Source organism: Streptomyces sp. URMC 127, assembly GCF_051386535.1.
Classification (GTDB): domain Bacteria; phylum Actinomycetota; class Actinomycetes; order Streptomycetales; family Streptomycetaceae; genus Streptomyces.
Window position 1 is genome coordinate 31,706 of the sequence record NZ_JBPQTW010000004.1, and the last position, 25,146, is coordinate 56,851.

A 25,146-nucleotide genomic window follows, 5' to 3' on the forward strand; every position below is an offset into this window, starting at 1 on the left:
CGTGGCCGACACTGATCGCTCATCAGCAGTATCAGTGCACTCTTCACACTTGGGAGACACCCCTATGAGACGACTCCGCCCCGCGGGTCTGGCGCTTCTCGGCGCGACGCTCGCCGCCACCGTCACGGCAAGCCCGGCCCACGCGTCGCCGGGCGAGACCCGCACGGTGTGCGCCGACTCGATGACCCCGGACGGCTGGGTCGACGTGAACTGGGGCACCAGCGCCTCCTGCCGCGTGATGAGCGGCTCGAACATCAAGATGATCAAGCAACTGGACGGACTCCCCGTCGGCACCCAGGTCAACGCCTGCGCCTCCGCACAACCGCCGAAGGGCTGGACCAAGGTGCAGACCTACTACAGCGGCGGCTGCGTCGTCTTCGTCAACTCCTCCTTCACACCGAACGCCTGGCTGCTGCAGAAGACCTCCTGACCGGAAGGCCACGAGGGTACGGCCGCAGGCAAGCAACCGTCACCGACGACCTCACCAGACCCGGGGCGGGGCGGGTGTGCAACCCGGTCGCACGGGACGGAGCGAATACGGGGCGCGCAGCGCACCGGCTGTCGGCGCATCGGCGGCCACAGCATCCTCACAAACCAATGACGTATCCACGAACGACGACGGTCGGCCCTCAGGTGGGGCTGACCGTCGCCCGTCAGCCCGGAACCGAGCGAAGCACCCTCCCCGTGGGCCGGCCCTGAGTCCAGGAGCATTGGGATAGCCCGCCCAGTCCGCTGGCCGGCGTCAGCCCGTCATCTGACGTCCGGGACGTCGATCGCTCCGGCTGGGGATGACCACGACCGGGGCGACCGAGTCGAGGCGCCGGGGTCCTTCAGCTGCACCGAGGACCTGACACGTGGCCGGGTCTCCGCCCCCGCTCCTCGGGGACCAGCGGGTTCGGCCGACGACCGACCTACCCGGTGGCGACACCGCGCGTCCAGCTCGGTGGCCGGACACGCGGGACACAGATAGGCGGGGAGGAAGGCTCTCACCGGTCCTCCCAGCTGATCGGCATGCCGAGGCCGACCGCGGCGATACGCGCGTGATGCTCAGCGAGTGGGTGGCAATGCGGGGCTGCCTCCCTGCCGCTCGGCTCGGCCGGGAAATCCGAGGCCGCGAAGGATCAGCATTGGCTTTGCCGTAACTGTCCGGCTCACCACCGGTGTCGGAGGAAGACGTCGCTTCCCCCGTTGGTGTCCTTGGGTACGAGGTTGCCGGCCCCACTGTCGAAGACCGCGGAGCGCCCGGAGAGGTCGATGTCGAAATTCAACGAGAACTCGTTTGCCTGAGCCCCGTCGGACGCGACATTGACACGCCCCATCGCGCCGGTCCACAGGTCTCGCACGAAGACGTCCTCCTGGCCGTTGGTGTCGCCCGGAACCAGGTTGGACGCACCGGACGTGAAGAACGCGTACCGGTTGTCGGCGCTCATGGCCACGTGCCCGTAGGACATGCCATTGGCCTCGGTTCCGCCGGCCGCCACGCTGAGCCGCCGGGTGGCGCCCGTGCGCAGATCCGCGGCGAAAGCATCCGCGACGCCGTTCGTGTCACCGGCGACGATGCTGCCGGCGGAGCTCATGAACAGCGCGTAGCGGCCGTCCGGGCTCAGATTGATGTCGGTGAGAACCGCTACCTTCGATCCGGTGAGGGAATGTGCGGCCAGATCGGTGCGGCCGGTGCGCAGCTCGTGCACGTAGAACGCGCGGGCACGCGGCCGTGCCAGCAGGTCTTGGTCGGCACCCGCCTCGGGGGTCAGGTTGAACGCCCTGCTCTTGAACCCGACGCGGCTGCCGTCCGCGCTGATCACCGGGGAGATGGATTCGCCGTTCCCCTGCGTGCCGTCGGAGGCGACGCTGACGCGTGTGACGGTCCCTCGCCAGCGGTCCTTCACAAACACATCGCGCACATCGTTGGTGTCCCCGGGGACCAGGTCGCTGCGAGTGGAGAGGAAGGCGACATAGCGGCCGTCCGCGCTGATCGACGGTTCGCTGTCCTCGACGCGGACCTGCTTCGGACCCGCGATGAGGATGTCGGTGCGCCCGGTCCGGCGGTCACGTACGTACACCTCGGTACTGCCGGTGGGGTTGCCACCGGGGACGAGGTTCGTCGCATCCGAGCTGAAGACGACGTAGCGGCCGTTGCCGCTGACCGCCGCGTCCCACGTCGAGCCGTCGGCCGGTGTGCCGTCGGTGGCCACGCCGACCCGCTCGACCCTGCCGGTGCGCAGCTCCTTCACGAACAGGCCGCCCTTCCGGGAGTCGCCGGGGATGAGGTTGTCCGCCCCTGAACTGAAGAGGACCACACGGCCATCGCCGCTGATCTTCGCCTGCCCCGACTCACCGTTCGCCTCCGCGCCGTCGGCGGCGACACTCACCCGCTCGGTACGCGCCCGGTGCCCTCCCGTTGCGGCGGCCGTCGGCAGCACCGCCGTCACACAGGTCCCTAAGGCCACCGCCACAACGGCCGTCCGTCTGAGATAGCGCATGCGACTCCCCCTTGCTGAAGGAATGGATGGAGTACGAGCGAAGGGAAGCCAACCGCTGCGCGAGGCCCGCGGTCAACGGGGAGGAGCAGACTCCGGCCCGTACCAGCCAAGGCGTCAGCCGGGACCGGTGACTGACGGGCGCCGGCGGGCGCGGCAACCGGCCTCCCGCCGATGCCGCACCAGGAGCAACCGGCTCGTGGTGTTCCTTGACACGGGTCACTGCGTTTCCGTGCCCACGTCTTCCACGGCCGCTTCGGTCCCTTCGGTTCCTTCGGTCTCTTCGGGCTGCACGGGCTCCGATAACTCGGGTCAACAGGTCACCAATCGGCGTTGATCGGCTGTTGAACGCCCGTTCCTAACCTCCTCGAAGCAATCAACCCCTAGGAAAGGGAACGGACCGATGAAGGCATCGATCAAGCAGTTTTCGAAGAAGTCGCACATATGGGGCGCCCTCGCCCTGGCTACACTCGGCGTCGCCGCCCTGCCGGCGACGGCGCAGGCGGCTGCACAGGCCGGGCCGCTCGTGGGGCTGGCCGGCAAGTGCTTGGACGTGCGCGGCGGCGCCCACGACAATGGCACTCCGGTGCAGCTCTTCAGCTGCAACGGCACGGAGTCCCAGACGTGGATGTACGTCGAGCAGCCCGGTGAGATCGGCGCCACGATGAGCGCGTTCGGCAAGTGCCTGGACGTCGCGTCCAGCGGCACCGCCGACGGCACCCCCGTCCAATTGTGGGACTGCAACGGCTCGGGGGCCCAGAAGTGGGTTCGCTACCAGGGCGACGTCCTGATCAATCCCCAGTCCAACAAGTGCCTCGACGTCCGCGGCGGCAACCCCAACGACGGCACCCCGGTACAGATCTACAGCTGCAACTACTCCGCCTCCCAGGTCTGGAAGTTCTAGGTCTGGAAGTTCTCCGGCGGCGCCCCGAAGCCGTGCATGTGGGGGCATTGAGCGGGCGACCTGCTGCACTTCGCCAGCTTCTGCCGGCGGGCCCGGGCCCCACAGTCCTACCAGCCCTGATGCTGCCGGCCGACGACTGCAGAAGCCCCGAGGATCGGGCGGTGACGGCAGGCCCGCCCTCCCGCTCGACTACCTCCTGGACGGGTCCTCACCCGAACCGCCGGCTAGTCCCCGCCGGCGGCTTGCCGGGCACGGACGGCGGCTGAGCGGGCATTGGGCCGGAGGCGGCCCGGACCGACCCGGGCAGTGGTGGACAGGTGAGCCCATCGCTGCCCGGGTCGGTCCACTTTGTTGATCGATCCACCGTTTACCCGCTGCTGATCCACATCAGCGGACTTGGCGATGGTGGCGGCTGTCTGCGCGCGGGGACGACCGCTACTACGGGAACGACCGCGCGGGAGAGCGAGACAGATGATGACGACCGGTGAAGTGGACTGCCGGCGAAGACGGGGGCGTGGGCCGGTCGGATGGATGGGCGTGGTGGTGACCCTGGTGGTCCTCGCGTTGACCGCGGGGCTTCTCCAGGCACCGCCGGCTGCGGCGCAGGACGACGACCCGAGCGCTGCGTACCGCGCCCTGATGGCGCGTCTGACCGAGCGCTTCTCGACGCCGTACCGGGGCCTGTACCGGGTCACCCGGCCGAACGCGGACGACGGCACGGTTCTGGGGTCGGAGAGCATTCTCGCTCTCTATACGGGGCCCACGCCGCCGGGCGACGTCACGGATATCGGGGTGATCATCCGGCCGGAAGACGTGTACATCGTGGGATTCTACGTGACGAGGAGGGGCACTCCTCGGGGGCCCAATCGGGACGTCTGGTACCTCCGCGAAACGTTCACCCCGGCGCAAACCGCCTGGCTTAACCGCTTCCCTCTCGGAAATGGTCAAGCGAGACAGCTCACTTACGACAGCAACTACAGCGAACTGCGCGGCTGGACGCATAACTACCACACAGGGAACGCGGGCACAACCAACACTTGGCCGCTGGTCAACCAGTACAACATCAACCGGGCCATCGATGACTTCCGTTCCGCGCCCGTCCCCAGGGAAGTGCAGGGACGACCAGCAGCCGTCGCGGGGGGAGGTGTTCTGATGATGGCCCTGGTGATCGCGGAGGCGCTCCGCGATTACGCCATCAGGACCAGGGTCATCCGAACACTCGATGGAGAGCAGCTGGACGACGATAGGAGGCCTCTAAATACCCTTTCGCAGGCCGACGAGGACGCCATGAACACATGGGCCGGCAACAGCACCATGTTGTCCAATGCCAATGCCGACGATCCCCATCGTTATGCCGAGCTGACCGATCCCCTGAACAGTGAGAACCGGCTCCGCATCGCGATCTTGAAGCGCAGCTGCACCCGCTTCGCCTCCCGGTCCGCACGGTCGACGGAATCCTCTCCCGGGCAGTGTTCGATGACGGACAAACCCATCCAGGCAGCAGTCGCCCTCAACGACCACTCCGACGTCCTGCTCTTCAACGGTCCGAACTACCAGCGGCTGAGTCATAAGACCGTGACGATCGGCGGCAAGAGCAGTCGCTCGTGGGGGCTGTCCGGGGGGCCGAACGCGGCGCGGAGCATCTCCGAGGACGTTCCGGCATTGCGGGGGACCGTATTCGTCAACGGCATCGACGCCGCGATCCGGCTTCCCGGTCACCCCAACGACCTGCTCCTCTTCAGGGGTGACCAGTACCTCCGTCTGTCGCTCGACAAGGAGGCCGCAAAGCAGGGACTCCTGGGCGGCACCGTTGCCACCGGCCCGATGAAGATCTCCGATGCGTTCCGCCCGCTCCGCGGGACCGCCTTCGCCGACGGTTTCGACACCGCAGTGGCCGTCGACGGGAACAACGCCTACTTCTTCAAGGGGGAACAGTACGCCCTGGTCGCCATCGACATCGACGGTACCGGGGACAAGATCGTCAACGGTCCCAAGAAGATCGCTGACAACTGGTCGGTCCTGCGTGACACCTGCTCCACGAGCGAGGGGACGCCGAGCGGTGAGGGACTCTGTTCCGATCTGGACGCGGCGTTCTACGCCCCTGTGCCCGGTACCGAACGGGACCGGGCACATGGAGGGGATCACGACAACGGTTCCTCGCCCCCGATCATGGGGACGGTGTTCATCAAGAACGGCGCCTACGCCACCATGAAGGTCAATCCCGGCACGGTGAACGACGAGCGCCTCGCCACCGGCCAGATCGACACCGACTGGGGCGACGTGCGGCAGTCGATCTTCGGTGCGGGAGACGGTGCCATCCGCATCCCGGACAGCGTGCGCCGTCCGCCCAAGGAGATCTCCTCCGGCCAGTTCGAGGGCCTGACGGGCAGGTGCTTGGACGTCAAGGACGGCTCGCGCGGCTACGGCACCGCCGTCCGGCTCGCCGACTGCAATGCCGGCGACGCCCAGAACTGGAACCTGCCCGGCGACGGAACCGTCCGGGCCCTGGACCTGTGCCTGGACGCGGACCACTCAGGTAAATCCTGGGGTACCAAGGTTCAGTTGTGGGGCTGCAACGGGAGCCCCGCCCAGCAGTGGACCCGTACCGACGCCAACGAGCTGAAGAACGTCAACGCCGACCTGTGCCTGGACGTGCCCGACTCCGTGCCCGACGACGGACGGCAGCTTCAGCTGTGGGGCTGCAACGGGAGCCCTGCGCAGAAGTGGGTGCTCGACATTCTGTCGCGCAAGGACAAGCCGGAGCCCCGGACCGGCGACGCCGGTGACCCCTTCGACGACTCCGCCGATGACCGCGGCACCAAACCCGCCTCCTCCGGCGACTGCCGTCCCGAGGGCATGACCCCGACCAAGGGCGTGTCCACCCGCTACTGCGACGTCTACGACGGATCGGGCCGCGAGTGGGTCGGCAAGGACCGCACCCGGCGCGTCGTCGGCTACTTCACCGGCTGGCGGGCCGGCACGAACGGGGACCCCAAGTACCTCGTCTCCAACATCCCCTGGTCCAAGGTGTCCCACATCAACTATGCGTTCGCCCGCGTCGAAGGCGACCGGATCTCCATCGGCGACCCGTCCGACGCCAAGAACCCGGCGACCGGCATGACGTGGGACGGCGCGAAGAACGCCATGGATCCCTCACTCCCGTACAAGGGGCACTTCAACCTGCTCAACACCTACAAGAAGAAGCACCCGGCCGTGAAAACTCTGATCTCCGTCGGCGGCTGGGCGGACACGCGGAACTTCTACGCCATGACCACCAACGGCGACGGCTCGGTGAACCAGGCGGGCATCGACACGTTCGCCGACTCCGTGACGGACTTCCTGGACCGGTACGGGTTCAACGGCGTCGACATCGACTACGAGTACCCGACCGCCCTGCCCAACACCGGCAACCCCAAGGACTGGGACGTCTCCAACCCCCGCCGCAAGGGCCTCCAGCAGGGCTACAACGCCCTGATGAAGACGCTGCGCGAGAAGCTGGACAAGGCCGGGGCCGACAAGGGGCGCTACTACCTGCTCACCTCCGCCGGATCCTCCTCCGGCTATCTGGTGCGCGGGCTCGACGCCGGGCAGGCGCTCCAGTACCAGGACTTCGTCAACGTCATGACGTACGACCTGCACGGCTCGTGGAACAAGTTCGTCGGCCCGCAGGCACCGCTGTACGACGACGGGAAGGACAACGAACTGGCCGCCGCCGGCATCTACGACGACAAGAGGGCCGACACCAAGGACTTCCAGAAGCACGGCTACTTCAACGTCGACTGGGCCTACCACTACTACCGCGGCGCACTCCCGGCCGGACGCATCAACCTCGGCATCCCGTACTACTCCCGCGGCTGGCGAGACGTGCAGGGCGGCTCGGACGGGCTGTGGGGGACGGCGGCGATGCCGGACCAGTCGCAGTGCCCGCAGGGCACCGGAGGCCGGGGGCCGGCCAACGCGCAGTCGTGCGGTCTGGGCGCGACCGGGATCGACAACGTCTGGCACGACACCGAGGACGGCCGCGAGGTCGGCGCCGGATCCAACCCTTTGTGGCACACCAAGAACCTCCAGGACGGGATCACCCCCGGATACCTGGAGTCCTTCGGAGTCAAGGACGGGAAGGTGACCGGCACCTACGCCGAGAAGTACTCGGACGCCCTCGAAGCGCCCTGGCTGTGGAACGACTCCAAGAAGGTGTTCCTGTCCACCGAGAACGAGCGCTCCATCGACGCCAAGGCGAAATACATCGCCGACAAGGACATCGGCGGCGCCATGGTCTGGGAGCTCGCCGGCGACTACGCCAAGCGCCCGGGCGGCGAGTGGGGCATGGGTTACGACCTCACGACCCGCCTGGACAACGCCTTCAGGAGCGCGGGCGCGTACGGCAACGCCAAGGCCGGTGGACGGCCGCAGCCGAGGGACGTGATCGACGTCAAGGCCGAGCTGGTCGACTTCCCCACCGGCGCGAACGACTTCTACCCCGTCCAGCCCAAGCTGCGGATCACCAACGACAGCAAGGTGCCCCTCGGCCGGGGGACCGAGATCTCGTTCGACATCCCGACCTCGACGCCGCCGGTCGTCAAGGACAACAACTACAAGGAGATCAAGTCTCTCGCGCCCGGACACACCGGCCCCAACACCGGGGGCCTGAAGGGGGACTTCCACCGGCTCACCCTCACGCTCGGCTACTGCGAGGACCTGCCGCCGGGCAAGTACCGCGACATCGACCTCAAGTACTACCTGCCGGTCACCGGGCCCGCGAACGTCACCTTCAAGATCGGGGACAAGGAGTTCGGCAGCACGGGTGACCGGCGCCGCGAGACCGACGTCGTCGATCCGCCTGCCCCCGCCCCCGGGGACCGCTGCCAGGCGGCCGACTACGTCAAGGGCCAGGTCTACCGGCCCGACGGCGGACGGCTGTGGCGGATGTACGACAAGGGGGAGAAGGGCTGGATGTTCGAGTACGGCGACAGCCCCTCGGGCCGGCCGATGATGATCGACAACTACCCCGACCAGTCCCGCGTCCACCTGGTGGAGCTCAGCGAGTCGAACCCCAACCAGTACTGGCGGATCCGCCCGGCCGGGGACGGCCTCTACACGATCGGCAGCGGCGACCGCTGCATGACTGCGGCCGGCTCCCGGGAGGACGTCGCGTCGGTCGGCTGTGACGGGCGCGCCGAGCAGAAGTGGAAGCTCGTCCCGATCACCGACAACGGCGGCGAGGGGACGCCCGGAGGCCCCCGGCACAACGGGGTGTTCAAACTCCGCTCCGCCACCGGCGACCACGACATCGAGGTCGCCAACGGCGCGACAGCCTGGGAGACCCACCTCGTGAACGGCGACCCGGCCGCTTCGACGGCCGCGTTCGTCAAGCACGACGGCTGGTACTGGTACGCCCAGTGGTACACCACCGTCGCCCCGGGCGAAGCCGAGTCCAACGGTGGCAAGCCGTGGAAGAAGCTCGGGCCCGCCGCGTAGCGAGCGGAATTGACGGACAGGGCCCGGCGGAGCGTGATGCTCCGCCGGGCAGGACCGCTCAGCCATCGGGGCGCGATCGCCGATGGCTGAGTTCCCTCGGCGGACGGCTGCCCCACTCCCCCGCCGGGACTCCGCGTCCCCGGATCCCCCGGCCGGGCGACACGGCCTGCGTCACCGACCGCCGTGGTCACAGCTCCCGGAGGTGCCGCGCGATGTCGTCCGCGTCGGGCAGGCCGAGCTCGCGGAAGACGCTCTCCGAACGGCGGTAGTGTTCCCGGGCCCGGTCGGCGTCACCCTGGAGCCGGTGGGCGTGGCCGAGCTGCGCGAGGGCGCGGGCGAGGATGCCCGCGTCGCCGCGTGCCTCGGCGATGTCGCGTGCCGGCTCGGCGTGTTCGGCGGCCTCCGCGGGACGTCCCGAGAGGTTGTGGGCCTCGGCGATGGCGCCGAGCAGGAGGCCCTCGCGGAAGCGGGAGCCCGTCTCACGCCACAGACGCAGGCTCTCGTGCAGGCTGTCGAGGGCCTCGGACGTCCGCCCGGTCCGCAGGCAGACCTGGCCCAGGTTGTGCAGCGCGTTGGCCTCGCCCGCGACGTCCCTGGTCGCCCGGGTGACGGCGACGGCCTCGCGGCAGTGCGCCAGCCCCTCTTCAGCCCGGCCGGTGGCCAGCAGGGCAAGGCCGAGGAAGCCGAGCGCGTACGCCTCGATGCCGCGGCTGGCCAGGGCCCTGCCGTGGGCCAGTGCCTCGGTCAGCATGGCGTGCGCGGCGGTGAAGTCGCGCAGGGCCAGCGCGCCTCCGCCCCGGGTTATCAGGACGTGGGCGAGCAGCGTGCGGTCCCCGGTCGCCCGGCACAGCTCGACGGCCCGGTCCAGGTACGGGGCGCCGAGCCGCATGGCGAAGCGGTGCTGGACGGAGCTGCCCAGCATGTACAGGGCGCGTGCCTCGGCGGTGCGGTGACCGGCGGCGCGCGCGGCCTCGGCCAGGATCCGGGCGGCGCGTTCGATGCCGTAGGGCTGCGCGCCGAGGCGGCCGAGCGGGTCCGCGGCCAGCAGCAGGTCCGCGCAGACGGTCAGCGACAGGCAGGGGTCGCCCGCCGCCTGCTCGATGAGCCCGAGGAGCGACGTCTGCTCGTCGAGCAGCCAGGCGGCGGCCTCCTGCGGGCCGGTGAAGCCCAGGCCCGCGGAGCGCAGCGGGGCCGCGTTCCCGGGGAACACGTCGTCGGGCAGCCACGCCCGGTGGGCGCCGAGGGCGGAGGCGAGGCAGAACTCCAGCAGGCGGGTGAGGGCGGCGGTCCGCTCGCTGCCGGGCACGTCGGCGCATGCGCTCTGGCGGGCGAAGAGCCGGAGCAGGTCGTGGTAGCGGTAGCGGCCGGGGGCGACCGACTCCAGCAGGCTCAGGTCGACCAGCGACTCGCACAGCTCCTCCGCTTCCCGCTCCGGCCGGGCGAGCAGTGCCGCGGCGGCGGGCGCGCCCAGTTCGGTCATCTCGGGCAGGGCCAGCAGGTGGAAGGCGCGTATGTGCTCGGCGTCCAGCAGGTCCATGCCGAGCCGGAAGGTCGTCTCCACGGCGGTGTCCTCCGCCCTCAGCGCGCCGAGGCGGCGCTGCTCGTCCGCCAGCAGCGCGGCGGTCTTCGCGAGCGTGTGGTCCGGCCGGGCGGCCAGCCAGGAACCCACGATGCGGATGGCGAGCGGGAGACGGCCGCAGGCCTCGAGCACCTCGGCGGCGGCCTCCGGCTCGGCGGACACCCGCGGTCCGCCGGCGATCCGGGTCAGCAGCTCCAGGGCCTCCGGCCGCGCCATGGGCCGCAGGTCCACCAGGGTGGCCCCGGTCAGGCCGGCGAGGCGGGAGCGGCTGGTGAGCAGCACCGCGCTGCCGGGCGCGCCGGGCAGCAGGTCGCGCACCTGGGCCAGGTCGCGGGCGTTGTCCAGCAGGATGAGCACCTGACGAGTGGCGAGCATGGAGCGGTAGAGGGCGGCCCGCTCCCCGGGCAGCGCCGGCAGGTGACCGGCACGGACGCCGAGGACGCGCAGGAAGCGGCCCAGCACCTCCATGGGCTCCGCGGGCCGGGGGTCGGTCCCCCTCAGGTCCGCGTAGAGCTGCCCGTCCGGGAAGCGGTGGCGCATCCGGTGGGCCACGCGGACGGCCAGAGCGGTCTTGCCGATGCCGCCCATCCCGCTGATGGAGCTGAGGGCGACGATCCGGCCCTTCTCCAGCGCGGCGCACAGCCGGTCCACCTCTTCGTTCCGGCCCGTGAAGTCGGCGGTGTCCTGGGGCAGCTGCGCCGGTCCGTAGGGCCGGGCGGGAGCCCGCAGCCCTGTCGCCTCGCCCGGGTGCCGCCCCGCTCCGGCGGCGAGGATCTTCTGCTGGAGCCGGTCCAGGCCAGGGCCCGGGCGGGTGCCCAGCTCCTCGGCGAGCGCCCGGCGGACGTGCGCGTAGACGTCGAGCGCGTCCCCCTGTCGTCCGGCTCGGTGCAGCGCCGTCATCAGCAGCTCGTGGACCGGCTCGCGCCAGGGGTGTTCGGCGGCCAGCGCGCGCAGCGGAGCGAGCGCGTTGTCGTGCCCGCCCAGCGCGATCTCGGCCTCCCAGCGGGCCTCGAAGGCCGACAGGCGCAGCTCCTCCAGGCGGACGCGCTGCGCCTCGGCGTACGGGCCGGGCACGCCGGCGAGCGGCCTGCCGCGCCACAGGTCCAGCGCGGAGACCAGCAGCGAGCGCGCCCGTTCGGGCCGGCCGGCGGCCCGGGCCCGCCGTGCCTCGGAGGTACGGAGCTCGAAGACCGCCAGGTCGATGTTCTCCGGGGCGACGCGCAAGGTGTAACCGTCGCCCGTCGTCAGCAGCGTGCGCGCGGTGGTGCGGGGCGGCCGGCCGGGCTCCAGCAGCCGGCGCAGGGTGAAGGCGTGGGTGCGCAACGATCTCAGCGCGCCGGCCGGGGCCTCGTCGCCCCAGACCGCGGCGATCAGTTCCCGGGCGGACACGGGGGTGCGCGCCCGTAACAGCAGGACCGCGAGCACCGCCTGCAGCTGTGGCGCGCCGACGGGCATCGCGGCCGACCCGTCGTGCACGCTAAGGGGACCGAGAACGGTGAACCGGTAGCCAGTGCTTCGCCCGGGTCCGCCGCCGGAGGAGTGGCGGGGAGAGGAAGTGGAGGGCATGGGATGTCTCCGGATGACGTGAGGGCCGTTCTTGCGTGAGGGCACGTTCGAGTGAGAAGGCACGTTCGGCGAGAGGTCGCAGAGGGCGGATCGCCGGGACACAGGTTGCGCTGTGACGGGTCAGGCACGCGAGGAGAGCGGGCCGATCTCGTCAGGGGGCCGGTGCCGGTTCGGCCTCGTCCCGGGGACCGGGGTCGCCGCCGAGCAGCGCGAGGAGGTCGTCGGCCTCCGGCATGCCCGGGCGGGCGCAGATCTCGTACGCGGTGCGCCGGTGCGTCCGGGCGCCGTCGTGGTCCCCGAGCCGGCCGAGGGCGGAGCCGAGCACGGCCGGCGCGTGGGCGCGGCCCCAGGCGTTCCCGGCCTCCTCCAGCGTCGCGGCCGCGGTCCGGGCCAGCTGCGCGGCCTCCTCGGCACGGCCGGTGGCGAGCCGGTTCTCCGCGAGCCGGAAGAGTGTGAGCCCTTCCCACAGCCGGTTGCGCCGGTTGCCGAAGAGGGTCAGCGCCTCGGTGAGGCGTGCGGCGGATTCGGCGGTCCGCCCGGCGGCTCCGAGGGCGACGCCCAGTTCGTACACGGCGAACCCCACCCGGCGGCCGCCGCTCAGCCCCTGATGGGCCGCCAGGGCTTCCTCGGCGTCCGCGACCGCCGGACCCGTCTCGCCCTCCGACCGGCGCACCCGGCAGCGCACTTCGAGGACATTGGCCTCACCGAACCGGTCGGCGTGCGCCCGGAAGACCGCCGACGCCTCGGCGAGGAGGGCACGGGCCTCGTCGTGGCGGCGCACGTGATACGAGCAGCGCGCCAGCAGCACCAGGGCGTCGGCCATGACGAGCGCGTCGCCGGCCGCGCGGCTCGCCGCCACGGCCCGGCGGCAGACCACGGCCAGTTCGTGCAGGCGCGCCGCGTAGTAGTAGCCGTAGCCGAGAGCCAAGCAGGCACGTCCCTCGCTGCGCCGGTCGCCCAGGCGGAGTGCCGCCGCCACCACCGCGTGGGCCGCCTGCTCGAACTCCAGCGGGGGGCAGCCGCGTTCCAGCAGTTCCTCCAGCATGAGCAGCAGGTCGGCCGCCGGGGCGACGGCGGGGACCTCGGCCGCTTGGCGCACCGCCGCGAACAGGCACGGTGCCTCCTCGCTCAGCCAGGCACCGGCGTCTTCGGCCGTGGCGAACAACAGGCCGGGGACCGTCGCTGCCGCCCCCAGACGTTCGGCCCCGGCGAGGGTACCGGGGTGCGAGGCACGCACCGTGGACACCAGGAACTCCAGCAGGCGGCGCAGGCTGGCGGATCGTTTCTCCGGGGGCTCGTCCGCGCTCGCGCGTCCACGCGCGTACAGGCGCAGCAGGTCGTGGTAGCGGTAGCGGCCGAGGGCGGGAGACTCCAGCAGGCTGACATCGACGAGGGACTCGCACAGTGCCTCGGCCTCCGGCGCCGGCAGGCCGAGGACAGCGGCCGCGGCGGCGGACGAGACGTGCGGGCCGTCGGGCAGGGCGAGCAACCGGAAGGCGCGTTGCTGCGCCGGCCGGAGCTGAGCGTAACCGAGTGCGAAGGCAGCCTCGACGCTCAGGCCGGCGACGCGCAGTTCCGCCAGCCGGTGCTGCTCGTCGGTTAACCGGGCGTGCAGCGCGCCGAGCGGCCACGCGGGACGGGTGGCCAGGCGGGCCGCCACGATCCTTACCGCCAGCGGCAGGTGGCCGCAGGCCGACACCAGCCCGGCAGCGGCGTCCGCCTCGGCGGCGACGCGGGCCCGGCCCACGGCCTTGCCCAGGAGTTCGACCGCCTCGTCCCGGGTCATGGCGTCGAGGCCGACCAGGCGCGCGGACACCGGCCCCGCGAGCTTGCTGCGGCTGGTGACCACAACGGCGCACCCGGGCGGCCCGGGCAGGAAGGACCGCACCTGCTCGGGGCCGGGGGCGTTGTCGAGGAGGACGAGCACACGGCGTCCGCCCAGCCGGTCGCGGAAGAGCGCGGAGCGTTCCGCCAGGCCCTCGGGTATCCCGGCGTCGTCCACGCCCAGCGCCCGCAGGAACGAGCCCAGCACGATGGCCGGATCGGCCCGCCGGCCGCCGGCGTCCTGGAGGTCCGCGTAGAACTGGCCGTCCGGGAAGGACTCCCGCACCCGGTGCGCGACGTGCACGGCCAGGGCGCTCTTGCCCACCCCGCCGGCCCCGGAGACCACCACCGTGGTGGCGGCCCCGGGGCGGTCGGAGGTCAGCAGCGCGCACAGGTCCGCCACGAGCGTGGCGCGGCCGGTGAAGTCGGCGAGGTCGACGGGAAGCTGAGCGGGCAGCAACGGAGCGGCCGGCTCGCCCTCAAGCTCGGCGCTGCCGGGTGTCTCCGGCGCCGTGAGCAGATCCCGTGCCTCGGCGAGGTCGCGACCGGGTTCGAGCCCGAGCTCCTCGCTGAGCAGCAGCCGGGCCTCGTCGTAGACGGCGAGCGCTTCGGCGAAGCGGCCGTCACGGTGCAGCGCCATCATCTGGAGGGCGCGCAGCCGTTCGCGCAGGGGGTGGTGTGCGGCCAGGCCGGCGAGCTCGGTGAGGACCGACTGCGAGCCGTCCAGTTCCAGGTCGAGCTCCAGGCGGGCTTCGAGGGCCGTCAGGCGCTGGTCGGCGAGCCGGGCGCGGTGCACGTCCATGGCCGCGCCGGGGATGCCGGGCAGCGGGACGTCCTGCCAGAGCTCCAGCGCGAGGCGCAGCCGGGCGCGGGCCTCCGCGAGCTGTCCGGCCGCCCGGGCCCGGCCCGCCGAGGCGACATGGTCCTCGAACCGGGCGAGATCCACGGCCTCGCGCGGCACGTGCAGCGCGTAGCCGTCGGGAACGGACACCAGGACCCGGGGGGACTCACCTACGGCCCGCTCCGGTTCCAGCAGTCTGCGCAGCCGCGAGGCGTACGTCCGCAGGGTCCCCACGGCGCGGGGCGGCGGGTTCCCGCCCCACAGCTCTTCCACGATGTCGGCCATCGAGGCGGCCCGCTCCTGGCGCAGCAGCAGCACCGCGAGGAACGCCTGCTGCTGCGGGGAGCCGAGCGCCAGCTCCTCGTCGTCGCGCCACGCCCGCAGCCGGCCGAGCAGCGCGAAGCGCAGCCTGGTTTCCTCGGTGTTCCCTGTGTTCCTGATGTTCCTGGCGTCGCCGGTGTTCCCGGTGACCATCTTCCGCCCCACCCCATCCACGCCTTCAGGCACGCGTGCCGTACGGCGGGCCGGCGCCGCCTTCCCCCGGCCGCGCGGCGCGCCGTCTCCGGCGTATGCCGACCTGGATCCTACCTGCGGATAATCCACTCTTTAACGCTGCCTGGCCACCTATTGGGGCATAGCCCTCTATACGGGTGGGTGCCGTGCTACCGCGGCCGACGGAGACCGCCACCGCTGCCCTTCGACCGCGGCCCTCCAGACGCACACGCGGCCCGGATACATCCTTGTCAGGTCGGCGGAGATGGGCGGTGAGGTGATGCGGTGAGACGCCGCCGGTCCAACCCTGCATGCGGGGGAGGCAGAGAGGACGCAAACTGCGCAGGGACTGCAGTCCTTGCGGCCTCGCCGGAGGGGCAGCCGGGCAGGCGCCCGCCACCTGCCCCCTTTCAGGACCTCGTCAGCGAGCGTTCGCTGGTGAGTCCGGCGTCCGATGTGACGACTCTGGCCGTCGACGCGAGCGCCGCGCCGGACGCTGGCAGACCTGTCCCGGGCAGCGGCCGGATCCGTCCTTCCACGAGGACGAACGATCCACTTGCGCTTGCATACGGACAACGCCGCCTGCGGGGCAAGGGGTAAGTGAGATCGACTCCTAGCCGGCGGCAGTTTCGTCCCTCGCGAGGAGATCGGCGAGCCGGTCCGGCATGGACAGGAAGGGAGAGTGGCCGCTGGGCAGCCGGTGCACAGTCTGCGCACGAGCTGCCATGCGTTCCTGGTCGTGCGGTGCGAGAGCGCGGTCGTGTTCGCACAGGATGTACGTGGAGGGAACGTCCCGCCATCCCACTGCCGTCACCGGTTCGCAGAAGGTTCGCAGGCTCTGGTGGGTCAGGCGCTGCAAGGCCTTCTCAGCTTCCGGCGCGGGAACGTCGGAGTAGAAGGCCTCCCGGGGGTTGGGCATAGGCGGGGCGTATCCCTCCACCCGGTCCGGCACACGCATGCCGTGGAACCCGTACGTGCTCTCACCCGCATCGAGTTGGTAGGCCGCCAGGTAGACGAGGCGGGCTATGCGCCGGTCGTGGGCAGCTGCCACGGTGGCCGGCTGACCGGCGTAGGAATGGGCGACGACGGTGACGGGCCCGTCGACGCGGTCCAGCGCGGCGTACAAGGCCTGCACGTCATCCTGCAGACCTGTGGTGCCGTCCCCGTCCGGCGCTGCACTGGGCAGGTCGACAGTCACTGCGGGGAGGCCGCGTGCGGCGAGGGCGGGCAGGAGGTGCTCCCAGCACCAGGATCCGTGCCAGGCGCCGTGCACGAGGAGGAGTGTGTTCACGGCGCTTTCGTCTCCAGGCATGGTCGCTTCCTTCGTCTCTCATCTCAAGGCGACAGAGATACTGCCGCACGCCTCCGCAGCCTGCGCCGCTCAACTCCGTCGAGTGCGCAGCAGTTTTGATGAACGACCTGACCGGCTTCGTTCATTCCCGGCGCTCTGGCTGAACCAGCGTGGCCGAGCGATGCTGGGCTTTACGGGTCCGCCGGTTCGCCTGCAGGAACCCGCCGTGTGACCGGCGCACCTCCGTCGAGCAGGTGCCGGGGCCGGCCCGGCGTTCGTCCGGTGGAGCGAACGTCTGCGGTCGACGCCCGCCGCGGTTGGTCTCGCGCTCGCCGGACGGACCGGCCCGCCGCATCACCGCGATGTTCCAGCCAACGGCGCCGCGGCGGGGGCGCGGGCAGGTCGTGAGGTGCGGGCGTGCCCCTTCGCTCGCTGACCGCAGGGTTCCGGCCGCTCATGGCACCATGCGGGTCACTGGTCGCCGCCCGGGCACCCGGATGGCCGCAGGCACGGCGACCGGAGCCGGCCCCGGTCGTTGCCCAGACCATGACGGACTTCACTGAGTGGATGGCCGAGGTAGCAGCGCAACCCGGCCCGAGCGAGGAACGCCTCGACCAGCTGCGCGCCGGCGGCGCCCTGACCGAGGCGGAAGCCGCAGTGTGGCTGGTTCAGGTCATGGCCGACTATCGGCAGCAGCCGGCCGGCTGGGAAGTGAACACGGCGGTAGGACGGCGCGCCGGACCGGAGCGCACCCGGTCCGTCTCGGTCAACGGCCGGCTTCCGCAGATCGTCGCCGGCGTCATGGACCAGGCGCAGACCCTCGCCAACACGACTCGCAGGCCCGTGAAGGTGCTCCATGCCGTGGACAGCAAGCCGGAGCGCTTCCTGCCCACGCTGACCGAGTCCGGCGCCGACATGGGTGCCTTCACCTCGCCGGTCTGGGTGGCGCTCCCCGAACCGCTGCCTCTCGACGGCAAGCACGCCGCTACGCCACCAGCCGTTCGAGAACCTGCTTCAGCAGCGGAATGACCGCCGCCGGCCGGGCCGGTTCCCGGATGCCAGGTCCGGCCCGGCCGTGGCCGACGCCCGGCCGGCCACGCCACCGCGACAACCCTGGCCATCACCGCCGTATCCGGGTCGGCGGACGGCCGACCCCGGCCCTCAACTACCCTCCCCGCCTCAGCCTGTGCTTTATGGTCCCTGTGACTGACCGTTCGTCCGAGGCCGCTGTTACGGTTGCGGGTTGTGACTGAGCTGCTTCCTGAGTTCCCGTACCACCCTGACCCTGTTGCTACGGGCGTGGTGGTTCCCTCTGGCGCGACGTGCATCTGCTGTGGGCGGGAACGCGGGTACATCTACAGGGGACCGGTTTACGCGGCCGAGGAGCTCAACGGCCGGCTGTGCCCATGGTGCATTGCGGACGGCAGCGCCGCAGAACAGTTCGAAGCCCACTTCACAGGGGGAACGGGCTTGGGCGACGACGTGCCTCCTGAGGTCTTCGCGGCCGTCGACAGGCAGACCCCGGGGTTCTCCGCATGGCAGGAACCGCAGTGGTTCTTCCACTGCGGGGACGGTGCCGCGTTCCTGAGTCTGGCCGGGGCCGTCGAACTTACCGCTCACCCCGACGCACTGGAGATGCTGCGAGAGGAGACGACCAGTTGGGGCTGGCCGCCGGACCAGGTCGAGCACTATCTCAGCTCGCTGGACAAGGACGACCAGCCGACAGCGTATCTCTTCCGATGCCGGTCCTGCGCAGCCCACCTCGCCTACTCTGACATGCCGTAGACGCACAAACGGTCGAACGAGGTCACTCACCCGGGAGTTCGGCATGTGCCGGCAGCAGCCCTCGCGTGATCCTTCCTACTGATCCAGTTGCACGAAGAATCACCGGCCTCAGGGCCGCTGTTGGAGGTGAGTCCGCTGCACCACGATGTCCGGCAGGAAGTGTTCGCTGTGGAGTCTCCCTTCCGGGAGGACTCATTTGACTGCCTGACCGCGCGCGGGAGCGCGCTGTTCGAGCTGGTGGACGCTCTGCTGTGTGCGGACGGGCCGGTTACTAGCTGTGCTTAATCTCCTGATCTGTGACGCTCGGTGAGAGGTGGCTGGGAAGTTTGGGCGGCCAACGGTACAGGCCGCACTGGCAGGGGTCCCGCCGGTATTGCTGTTGGAAGGAACGCTAAGGGCGTTGGTGGCAGTTTGACAGGTCGTGTCAGTTGAGCACCTATCGGATGATCACCTCCGCGTTGCCGGCTCGCTCCAGAGCGGCAAGGTGCGGGCGTATGACCTGCTGCGGATGATGACCAGCGGCGACCGCGTGACCGGCCTGGGCGACGCGTTCGCCCACTACGGGAGGATCTTCAAGATCCTCCACCTGCTCCAGTTCATCGACTCTGAGGCATACCGGTGCATGATCGGCGTCCAGCCCAACATCGGCGAAGGCCGCCACGCGCTGGGACGGCGGATCTGCTTCGGCCGCCTGGGCGAGCTCCGCCATGGCTACCGCGATGGCATGGAAGACCAGCTCGGCGCTCTCGGCCTGGCCCTCAACGCCGTCGTGTGGTGGAACACCCTGTACATCGACGCCGCGGTCGACAAGCTCGAAGCCGGCGGCGTCACGATCTCCCCGACATCCGCTCACGGCTGTCCCCGCTGGTCCACGAGCACATCAACTTCCACGGCCGCTCCCCCATCGTCCGCTCCCACCGCGACGGCGCTCTGCGGCCCTTGCGCGCTTCAGTGATGTGAGGATTTTGGTGTGCCTCCTGAGCCTGAGTCCATTGGTCCTGAAGTCTGTGTTCCACCGTTGACACGACCGCAGTTGGCGGAGGCCCGGCGGATGCGTGCGGTCGAGTTGTTCGAGCGGGGACACCCTGATGCCGAGCTCGCTCGGATGGTGGGAAGCCATCCCGAGAGCGTGCGGCGGTGGAAACGTCTGTGGGAACAGGGCAGGGCCCGGGCATTGCGGCGGCGTCCGGCCGGCGGTCGGCCGCCCAAGCTGGATGACAGCCAGGTCGAGGTGGTCCGGGCCGCGTTGGAGCAAGGCGCCCAGACGCACGGGTTCGAGGCTGACCTGTGGACCCTGGAGCGGGTCGGAGTGGTGGTTGAGCGGCTGACCGGGGTGGAACTGGCACGGGCGTCGGTATGGCGGCTGCTGACCGGACGGCTGGGGTGGAGTCTGCAACGGCCCAGACGCCAGGCCGTGGAGCGGGACGAGGCGGAGATCGCCCGGTGGGTCGCCCAGGAATGGCCACGCATCAAAAAGGGGCGGTGAAGAAACGTGCCTGGATCGTGTTCTTCGACGAATCAGGCGTGTCACGGCTGCCCCAGGTCCGCCGCACCTACGCGCCCCGCGGCCGCACTCCCATGCTGCGGCACCGGCTGAACTGGAAACGCGCCGGGATGGCCGCCGCACTGGGCTACCACGCCACCGACCCCGGCCGTGGTCCACGGCTGTGCTTCCACCTCAAGCCCGGCAGCTACAACACCACCTCGCTGATCGAAGCGCTGGAACAGGTCAAAACCTGCTACGCCGGTGAGCCGGTGGTACTGGTCTGGGACGGACTATCCGCACACTGGAGCCGGCGCATGCGCGCCTGGGCGGCCGATCAGGACTGGCTCACCCTGGAACGACTGCCCGCCTACGCACCCGAGCTCAACCCAGTGGAATTGCTGCGGTCATCCATCAAGACCCGCGAGCTGGCCAACCTCGCCGACGTCGCCGACGCCGAGGCCACCGAACGCAGCATCCACCGCATCTGCTCCAACGAACAGCTCCCCTGGTCCTTCCTCACCCACACCGGTCTGATAATCCACCCCCAACAACCACAGAACTAACGAAAAACTCAGTAAAGACGCCATTTCGTTTGGTGTGGTCTTGCGGCAGTCTGAGATGGTGTGGCGCGGTTCAATGGCTCTGAACGGTGCCCGCATGCAGTCGGCCCCGCCCGGGTGGGTGGGGCCGATAGTGCCGTCAGGGCAGCGGGAGGTTGTCAGGAGCAAGATCGCGCCAGCACGGCGCAGTGGCGGGTGCCTGCAACCTGCCGTGCCCTGCCGTGTCAGTTGACCCAGATGGGCTGAGTCCAGGAACGATTGACCTTCTGGGTGTTGTCCCAGTCGTAGCTTTGATCCCACTTGTCGTCGGCCGCGACGCATTCGAAGCGGATGTATTTGGCGTCGGGGAAATGATCGCGGTGCTGGTCGGGGTCGGGGAACGGGAACGGGGTGGTGAAGGTCCCTCCAGCGGGGTCCTCCGGGACGGTCAGGCGGGGGCTGCCGTCGACGATGGCATAGACGCGTTCGGCGTTGGTTGTGATGGTCACTCCTGATCCGCTGGGGTGGACCGTGACCTGGTCGATCGTGACGCCGGGGACGTTCTTGTGGACGTTCGGCGGGTTCTCCGGGCCGGGTGGGATTTTCGGGTCCCTTGGGGTGGACACGGCGGAGACGTAGAACCTGCCGGAGTGGATGGCGCGCATCAGGGAATCCACGCTCGGGTTGTTGCCCTCGTCCTTGTCCAGCCACACTTTGATCCAGGACACGCCCACGTCACGCTCCGCGACGCTGCAGCAGCCCGCCACGCCCCATACACGCTGACCCGGCTCGTTTGGCTCAAGTGGCTTGAGCAGGCGGTCCCAGAGGTGGAATGCGAACGGACTGTACTTCCCGCCGGAATCCTCAAAGGCGTGGGGACGTTGCATCCACCAGCTGTTGACGATTTCCAGGGCGTCGACTTTCTTGCTGCCCAGGATGTTCTTCTCCCGGCCGTCGGGCCTCCTGGGGAACTGGGGGTGGAGCTGCGTGATCAGCTGCTTCGGGTGTGCCGGGTTGTTCTCATCGCGCTGAGGGTCGCTCTTTGCGCGCTGGACGATTTCGTCGAGCGTGAGGCACTCGTTCTTCGCCACCTGGTAGCGGGGGTCGCCCGACGGGTTGACGTGACTGAGGTGCTGGTCGGTGCTGACGCGGCCCCCGTCGAGCTCCGCCCCGGGGATGACGGTTAAGCCCCCGGGCGGGTGGGTGATGCCCCCGATGTCGTTCCGGGTGGTGTACTCGTTCTGCTCGGCGAGTACGACGAAGTCGTACCCGGCGTCTTTGTAGGTCTGTAGCACGGCAGCCGCCGACCTCGGCTCGTCCTCGGCGTGGTGGGTGGAGCCCGGGTACATCTCCGCGACATCGCTGTGCGCGTGCAGCGACCCCTTATACCAACGCCCTGGGCCGGTGCCCGCTCCCGCATACGGGTTCGTGAGAGTCATATTTCGAGGCTAACCACGGCGCCATCGCGTCGCTGTTGTGCGCCCACGAACCCGATTTTTAAACGCCCCTCAATTAGCCATTTCGCGCGGGCATGTGGGGGCCACCGCGATGGCGGTGAAGGCGAGGTAGTGCTCGGGCTCGGGTTCGTGGCGACGCTGGAGTCATCGACAGCCGAACAGTCAGGACGCCGCGCGCTCCACAACCCAGCGGGATCAGCACCCGGCTGTCCTGGAGGTTTGCAGCGGAGACGCCGACCGGCAGAGGTGGATTCTCGAGCCGCTCCTGCCTCGGTCGGTCGGATTCGGTCCCGTCAGCTGCCCACTTTGAAGGGCCCGCACGCTGACGGAGCCAATCGCGCATCGTGACCAGGCCAGTTCACCGCGGGCACCACGTTCGTCCAGGACCAGGCGGTGGAGCTTTGCCCACACTCGGACCTGGGACCACTCGGTAACCGACGGAACGCGACTACCCCCGACAGCCCGAAGCCTGACGGAAGTCCGGACCGTGGCCCATGCATGGTGGCGCGCGTGGGCCGGCAGCTGAGAATGGACCGATGGATGAGTCGATGGTCAGATCAAGCCGGCAGGTGGAGTACGTCGGCGCTCCGGGCAGCGGCACCACCGCGTTGGTCGAGGCGGTCGCGCGGGCCACGGGCCATGTCCCCGTAACGCGGCATTTCACGGCACTCGACTGGCCGCCCCGCACGAGCGGTGCCAAAAAGCTGACGCGAGGACACCGCCACGCAGTGGTGCTGGTGATATCGGCGGCCGACGGGCCGACCCCCGCCACGGAGGAACTGCTCCGGCTCGCCAGGGCGGTCGGTGTGGAGCACGTGGCTGTGTTCGTGAGCAGGACGGACCTGCTGCAGGACCCGGATCTCCAGCAGGTCCTGGAGCTGGAGACCCGTGAACTGCTACGGCGGTACGCATATCCGGCCGACCAGATACCGATCGTCTTCGGCTCGGCACTGCAGCCCTCGGCCGTCGAGGAGCTGCTGGCCGTCACGGCCGGCTTCCCGGCCGTGCCCCGCGAGCGCGACATGCCGTTCCTGATGCCGGTCGAGGACGTCTTCTCCTCCTCTGGCCCCCACCCGCGCACAGTCCTGACCGGACGGATCGAGCGCGGCACCGTCCGCGTAGGTGACGAGGTGGAGTACGTCGGTCTGAGCACCTCGGGGACTGCCACCGTCACCGCCATCCAACTGTCTCGCGGCGAGCGCGCCGAGTGGGCGGAGGCCGGGGTGAACGTCGGCCTCGAACTGCTCGGCGTCACGCGCGAGGGCGTCGAACGCGGGCAGGTTCTCGCCGCCCCCGGCACGGCCACCGCCCGCAGCGCCTTCGAAGCCGAGGTCTACGTCCTGCCCGAGGACGACGGCGGTCGCGACGTGACCTTCGTGCAGCGCCGAGCCCAGTTCTACTTCCGCACGACGGATGTGACCGGGCAGATCCTGCTCCTCCGGCAGAGCGACCAGGAGATCGAGGTGTCCACGGGCGGCCTGACCTTCATGTCTGTTCAGCTCGCCGAGCCGGTTGCCATGGAGAAGGGCATGCGGTTCTCCATCCGGGAGGCGGGCAAGGCGGTCGGCGGGGGCGTGATCACGGCGATCCTGCGGTAGACGGGGCAGTACAACCAGCCTCAGCGCTTTCGCCGGAGGATCCGGAGGCTCAGTACGCGCCGCCGCGGAAGTAGAGGCTGTGGTGCGTTCGGGGGCGGTCGTCTCGTTCGTGTGCCGCGTCGGAGCGGTCCGCTGGGGAGGATCGCTCGCTCAGGTCTCGCAGTCTTTCCAGACCGGCCAGGACCTTGTCGCGGTTCTCGGACCGTTTCATCCACGCCGGCAGCCGCGCGAACATCGCCAGCGTCGGACGAGCGAGGCCGCGCTCGCGCAGCCGGGCACCGGTGTAGGCGGCCAGCTCGTCCAGGTGGGCCTCGTTGTACGCCCACAGAACCTTGCCGCAGCAACGGGTCTGCAGCCACAGCGGCCGCCGGAAGAACGGATCCTCGGTGCCACCCATCACCGCGCCGACCAGGCCCTTTCCCTGCATGCCCGGCTCCCAGGCGTCCGTGGCACCGCAGCCCGAGCAGGACAGTCGGCGTGGCAGGAACAGCAGCTCGCCGTAGTGCTTGCGTTCCGGCAGTCCTGGCCTGGGCACGACGAGCGCACGGCCACCGCACCGAGGGCAGACCACGAGGATGCAGTCGGCGAACCGCACCAGCCACTTCCCGGAGTCATGGTGGCGGACCGGTCCGCTCGGTTCGTTGTTCATATCGGTCACCTTTGCAGGTGGGTACGGCTTCGTGCGACTTCATATGCCTCGCCTCGCCCGCAGCCCCTGGTCACACCAACACAAGCCAGGCTTTAGGGTACGGCGATGGAGATCTTCCATCTGCGCTACTTCGTAGCGGTCGCCGAGAACCTCAGCTTCTCGCGGGCCGCGCGGCAACTGCACATGGCCACCTCGCCGTTGAGTCAGCGAATACGGGACCTGGAGCGCGAGCTCGGCCGGCGGCTGTTCGACCGGGATTCGCACCACGTGGCTCTGACCAGTGCCGGCGCGGCGCTGCTGCCCGTCGCCAAGGACGTCCTCGGCCGGTTCGACGACATCCCGTGGCAGCTGCGCCGGGCCCTGGGTTCCGAGCGGCAGACGGTGTACGTGGGGGTGGTGCCGGCTCTGCACGCGCGGCTGCGGGAGCGGCTGGAGCGGGTCGAGGAGCGCTGCGCCGAGGGGTACGACGTCAAGCGCTGGCCCGGCAACAGCGCCAACCTCGTCAAGGCCGTACAGCGCGGTGACCTGGCCATGGCATTGGTGCACCTGCCGGTGCACGCCGAGGGGATCGAGGTGCTGGAGCTGCTGCGCGAGCCGCTGGGCGCGCTGCTGCCGGCCGCCGAGTTCGGCTCGCGCAGTTCGGTGTCGCTGAGCGAGCTCACCGACCACACGTATGTGACGTCAGCTCCCGGTACGCTCCCGACCTATTTCGACCAGCTCCGGGTCCGTTTGAAAGCCGCGGGCATCCACAAGGAAATCACTTTGAATATCGGTGATTATGCGAGCGTCCGCGAGATCGTGGCCAACGGCTCGGTATTCGGAATCACGCTGCTCAGCGCGAAGAGCAGTGACAGCGGAAAGGGCGCGAGCGTCGTCCTGCCCTTCCGGGACTTCTCCCCCGGCCTCGCGACCGGGCTGATCTGGCGCCGGGACCGGGCCGAACCGGACGGCGACCTGCACGGACTGGTGGCGGAGGCCGGGGCTGTGTTCACCGAGACCGACCCCTCCTAGAGGCCGGCCGGCTCCGTCAAGCGCTGCCGAACCCGTCCGAACGCCTTCCCCTTCCACTCCGTTCCTCCATACGGCGTGACCACTGTGGTCACGCCGTTTTTCGCGCATCGGTACCACTGATCCCTTGGGTTCCCGTACGCCACCGGATTAGCGTTTTTCCAGGACG

The 25,146-nt window shown here is 69.9% G+C and carries 16 protein-coding genes and 2 pseudogenes; 11 read left to right on the forward strand and 7 right to left on the reverse strand.

Annotated features, from left to right (window positions below; all coding sequences use genetic code 11):
- Nucleotides 1-64: 64 nt before the first annotated feature.
- Complete coding sequence (locus ACSNOH_RS02275) at nucleotides 65-430, forward strand: hypothetical protein (RefSeq protein WP_436719443.1); 366 nt, start codon at nucleotides 65-67, stop codon at nucleotides 428-430.
- 721 nt (nucleotides 431-1,151) lie between these two features.
- Here the strand turns inward: ACSNOH_RS02275 and ACSNOH_RS02280 are convergent.
- Nucleotides 1,152-2,483, reverse strand: coding sequence for a hypothetical protein (locus ACSNOH_RS02280; RefSeq protein WP_436719444.1), 1,332 nt, complete (start codon nucleotides 2,481-2,483; stop codon nucleotides 1,152-1,154).
- A 400-nt stretch (nucleotides 2,484-2,883) separates the two neighbouring features.
- On the opposite strand from ACSNOH_RS02280, the gene ACSNOH_RS02285 reads away from it, so the two are divergent.
- The gene (locus tag ACSNOH_RS02285) at nucleotides 2,884-3,384 is read left to right on the forward strand and encodes an RICIN domain-containing protein (RefSeq protein ID WP_436719445.1); all 501 of its coding nucleotides are present in this window, start codon (nucleotides 2,884-2,886) and stop codon (nucleotides 3,382-3,384) included.
- A 537-nt stretch (nucleotides 3,385-3,921) separates the two neighbouring features.
- Nucleotides 3,922-8,862, forward strand: a complete 4,941-nt coding sequence (locus ACSNOH_RS02290; RefSeq protein WP_436719446.1) for a glycosyl hydrolase family 18 protein — start codon at nucleotides 3,922-3,924, stop codon at nucleotides 8,860-8,862.
- Between the two features lie 187 nt (nucleotides 8,863-9,049).
- On the opposite strand, the gene ACSNOH_RS02295 is transcribed toward ACSNOH_RS02290, so the two are convergent.
- From ACSNOH_RS02295 to ACSNOH_RS02305, 3 genes are all read right to left on the reverse strand, one after another.
- Complete coding sequence (locus tag ACSNOH_RS02295) at nucleotides 9,050-11,917, reverse strand: BTAD domain-containing putative transcriptional regulator (protein ID WP_436719447.1); 2,868 nt, start codon at nucleotides 11,915-11,917, stop codon at nucleotides 9,050-9,052.
- Between the two features lie 241 nt (nucleotides 11,918-12,158).
- Nucleotides 12,159-15,146, reverse strand: a complete 2,988-nt coding sequence (locus ACSNOH_RS02300) for an AfsR/SARP family transcriptional regulator (protein ID WP_436719448.1) — start codon at nucleotides 15,144-15,146, stop codon at nucleotides 12,159-12,161.
- Nucleotides 15,147-15,777: 631 nt separating this feature from the next.
- The gene (locus ACSNOH_RS02305; RefSeq protein WP_436719449.1) at nucleotides 15,778-16,476 is read right to left on the reverse strand and encodes an alpha/beta fold hydrolase; all 699 of its coding nucleotides are present in this window, start codon (nucleotides 16,474-16,476) and stop codon (nucleotides 15,778-15,780) included.
- 546 nt (nucleotides 16,477-17,022) lie between these two features.
- On the opposite strand from ACSNOH_RS02305, the gene ACSNOH_RS02310 reads away from it, so the two are divergent.
- The 6 genes and pseudogenes from ACSNOH_RS02310 to ACSNOH_RS02335 all read left to right on the forward strand — a co-directional run bounded on the left by ACSNOH_RS02310 (nucleotide 17,023) and on the right by ACSNOH_RS02335 (nucleotide 20,289).
- Nucleotides 17,023-17,484, forward strand: a complete 462-nt coding sequence (locus ACSNOH_RS02310) for a hypothetical protein (RefSeq protein ID WP_436719450.1) — start codon at nucleotides 17,023-17,025, stop codon at nucleotides 17,482-17,484.
- A 216-nt stretch (nucleotides 17,485-17,700) separates the two neighbouring features.
- Complete coding sequence (locus ACSNOH_RS02315; protein ID WP_436719451.1) at nucleotides 17,701-18,240, forward strand: CbrC family protein; 540 nt, start codon at nucleotides 17,701-17,703, stop codon at nucleotides 18,238-18,240.
- A gap of 126 nt (nucleotides 18,241-18,366) precedes the next feature.
- Nucleotides 18,367-18,516, forward strand: a pseudogene (locus tag ACSNOH_RS02320) (NF041680 family putative transposase); the annotation flags it as partial.
- 145 nt (nucleotides 18,517-18,661) lie between these two features.
- On the forward strand, nucleotides 18,662-19,195 hold the full coding sequence (locus tag ACSNOH_RS02325; RefSeq protein ID WP_436719452.1) for a Tn3 family transposase: 534 nt from the start codon (nucleotides 18,662-18,664) through the stop codon (nucleotides 19,193-19,195).
- 15 nt (nucleotides 19,196-19,210) lie between these two features.
- Entirely contained in the window at nucleotides 19,211-19,726 is a 516-nt protein-coding gene (locus ACSNOH_RS02330; RefSeq protein WP_436719453.1) for a winged helix-turn-helix domain-containing protein, read from the forward strand.
- A complete protein-coding gene (locus tag ACSNOH_RS02335; RefSeq protein WP_436719454.1) occupies nucleotides 19,723-20,289 on the forward strand; it encodes a transposase in 567 nt (188 codons plus the stop codon). The genes ACSNOH_RS02330 and ACSNOH_RS02335 overlap by 4 nt, the downstream gene beginning before the upstream one ends.
- 221 nt (nucleotides 20,290-20,510) lie before the next feature.
- On the opposite strand, the gene ACSNOH_RS02340 is transcribed toward ACSNOH_RS02335, so the two are convergent.
- The gene (locus ACSNOH_RS02340) at nucleotides 20,511-21,704 is read right to left on the reverse strand and encodes a hypothetical protein (RefSeq protein WP_436719455.1); all 1,194 of its coding nucleotides are present in this window, start codon (nucleotides 21,702-21,704) and stop codon (nucleotides 20,511-20,513) included.
- 103 nt (nucleotides 21,705-21,807) lie between these two features.
- Nucleotides 21,808-22,201, reverse strand: a pseudogene (locus tag ACSNOH_RS02345) (IS5/IS1182 family transposase); the annotation flags it as partial.
- 57 nt (nucleotides 22,202-22,258) lie between these two features.
- Here ACSNOH_RS02345 and ACSNOH_RS02350 point away from each other — a divergent pair.
- Complete coding sequence (locus tag ACSNOH_RS02350) at nucleotides 22,259-23,320, forward strand: GTP-binding protein (protein ID WP_436719456.1); 1,062 nt, start codon at nucleotides 22,259-22,261, stop codon at nucleotides 23,318-23,320.
- Between the two features lie 49 nt (nucleotides 23,321-23,369).
- Here the strand turns inward: ACSNOH_RS02350 and ACSNOH_RS02355 are convergent, their stop codons facing one another.
- A complete protein-coding gene (locus ACSNOH_RS02355; RefSeq protein ID WP_436719457.1) occupies nucleotides 23,370-23,969 on the reverse strand; it encodes a hypothetical protein in 600 nt (199 codons plus the stop codon).
- 105 nt (nucleotides 23,970-24,074) lie between these two features.
- Here ACSNOH_RS02355 and ACSNOH_RS02360 point away from each other — a divergent pair, with 105 nt between their 5' ends.
- A complete protein-coding gene (locus tag ACSNOH_RS02360; RefSeq protein WP_436719458.1) occupies nucleotides 24,075-24,980 on the forward strand; it encodes a LysR family transcriptional regulator in 906 nt (301 codons plus the stop codon).
- The last annotated feature ends 166 nt before the right edge of the window (nucleotides 24,981-25,146 follow it).

What these genes read in the sequence shown, in the direction of transcription:
- ACSNOH_RS02275 (WP_436719443.1), top strand. Translation starts at nt 65, where the DNA reads ATGAGACGACTCCGCCCCGCGGGTCTGGCGCTTCTCGGCGCGACGCTC.
- ACSNOH_RS02280 (WP_436719444.1), bottom strand. Translation starts at nt 2,483, where the DNA reads ATGCGCTATCTCAGACGGACGGCCGTTGTGGCGGTGGCCTTAGGGACC.
- ACSNOH_RS02285 (WP_436719445.1), top strand. Translation starts at nt 2,884, where the DNA reads ATGAAGGCATCGATCAAGCAGTTTTCGAAGAAGTCGCACATATGGGGC.
- ACSNOH_RS02300 (WP_436719448.1), bottom strand. Translation starts at nt 15,146, where the DNA reads ATGGTCACCGGGAACACCGGCGACGCCAGGAACATCAGGAACACAGGG.
- ACSNOH_RS02305 (WP_436719449.1), bottom strand. Translation starts at nt 16,476, where the DNA reads ATGCCTGGAGACGAAAGCGCCGTGAACACACTCCTCCTCGTGCACGGC.
- ACSNOH_RS02310 (WP_436719450.1), top strand. Translation starts at nt 17,023, where the DNA reads ATGGCCGAGGTAGCAGCGCAACCCGGCCCGAGCGAGGAACGCCTCGAC.
- ACSNOH_RS02340 (WP_436719455.1), bottom strand. Translation starts at nt 21,704, where the DNA reads ATGACTCTCACGAACCCGTATGCGGGAGCGGGCACCGGCCCAGGGCGT.
- ACSNOH_RS02350 (WP_436719456.1), top strand. Translation starts at nt 22,259, where the DNA reads ATGGATGAGTCGATGGTCAGATCAAGCCGGCAGGTGGAGTACGTCGGC.
- ACSNOH_RS02355 (WP_436719457.1), bottom strand. Translation starts at nt 23,969, where the DNA reads ATGAACAACGAACCGAGCGGACCGGTCCGCCACCATGACTCCGGGAAG.
- ACSNOH_RS02360 (WP_436719458.1), top strand. Translation starts at nt 24,075, where the DNA reads ATGGAGATCTTCCATCTGCGCTACTTCGTAGCGGTCGCCGAGAACCTC.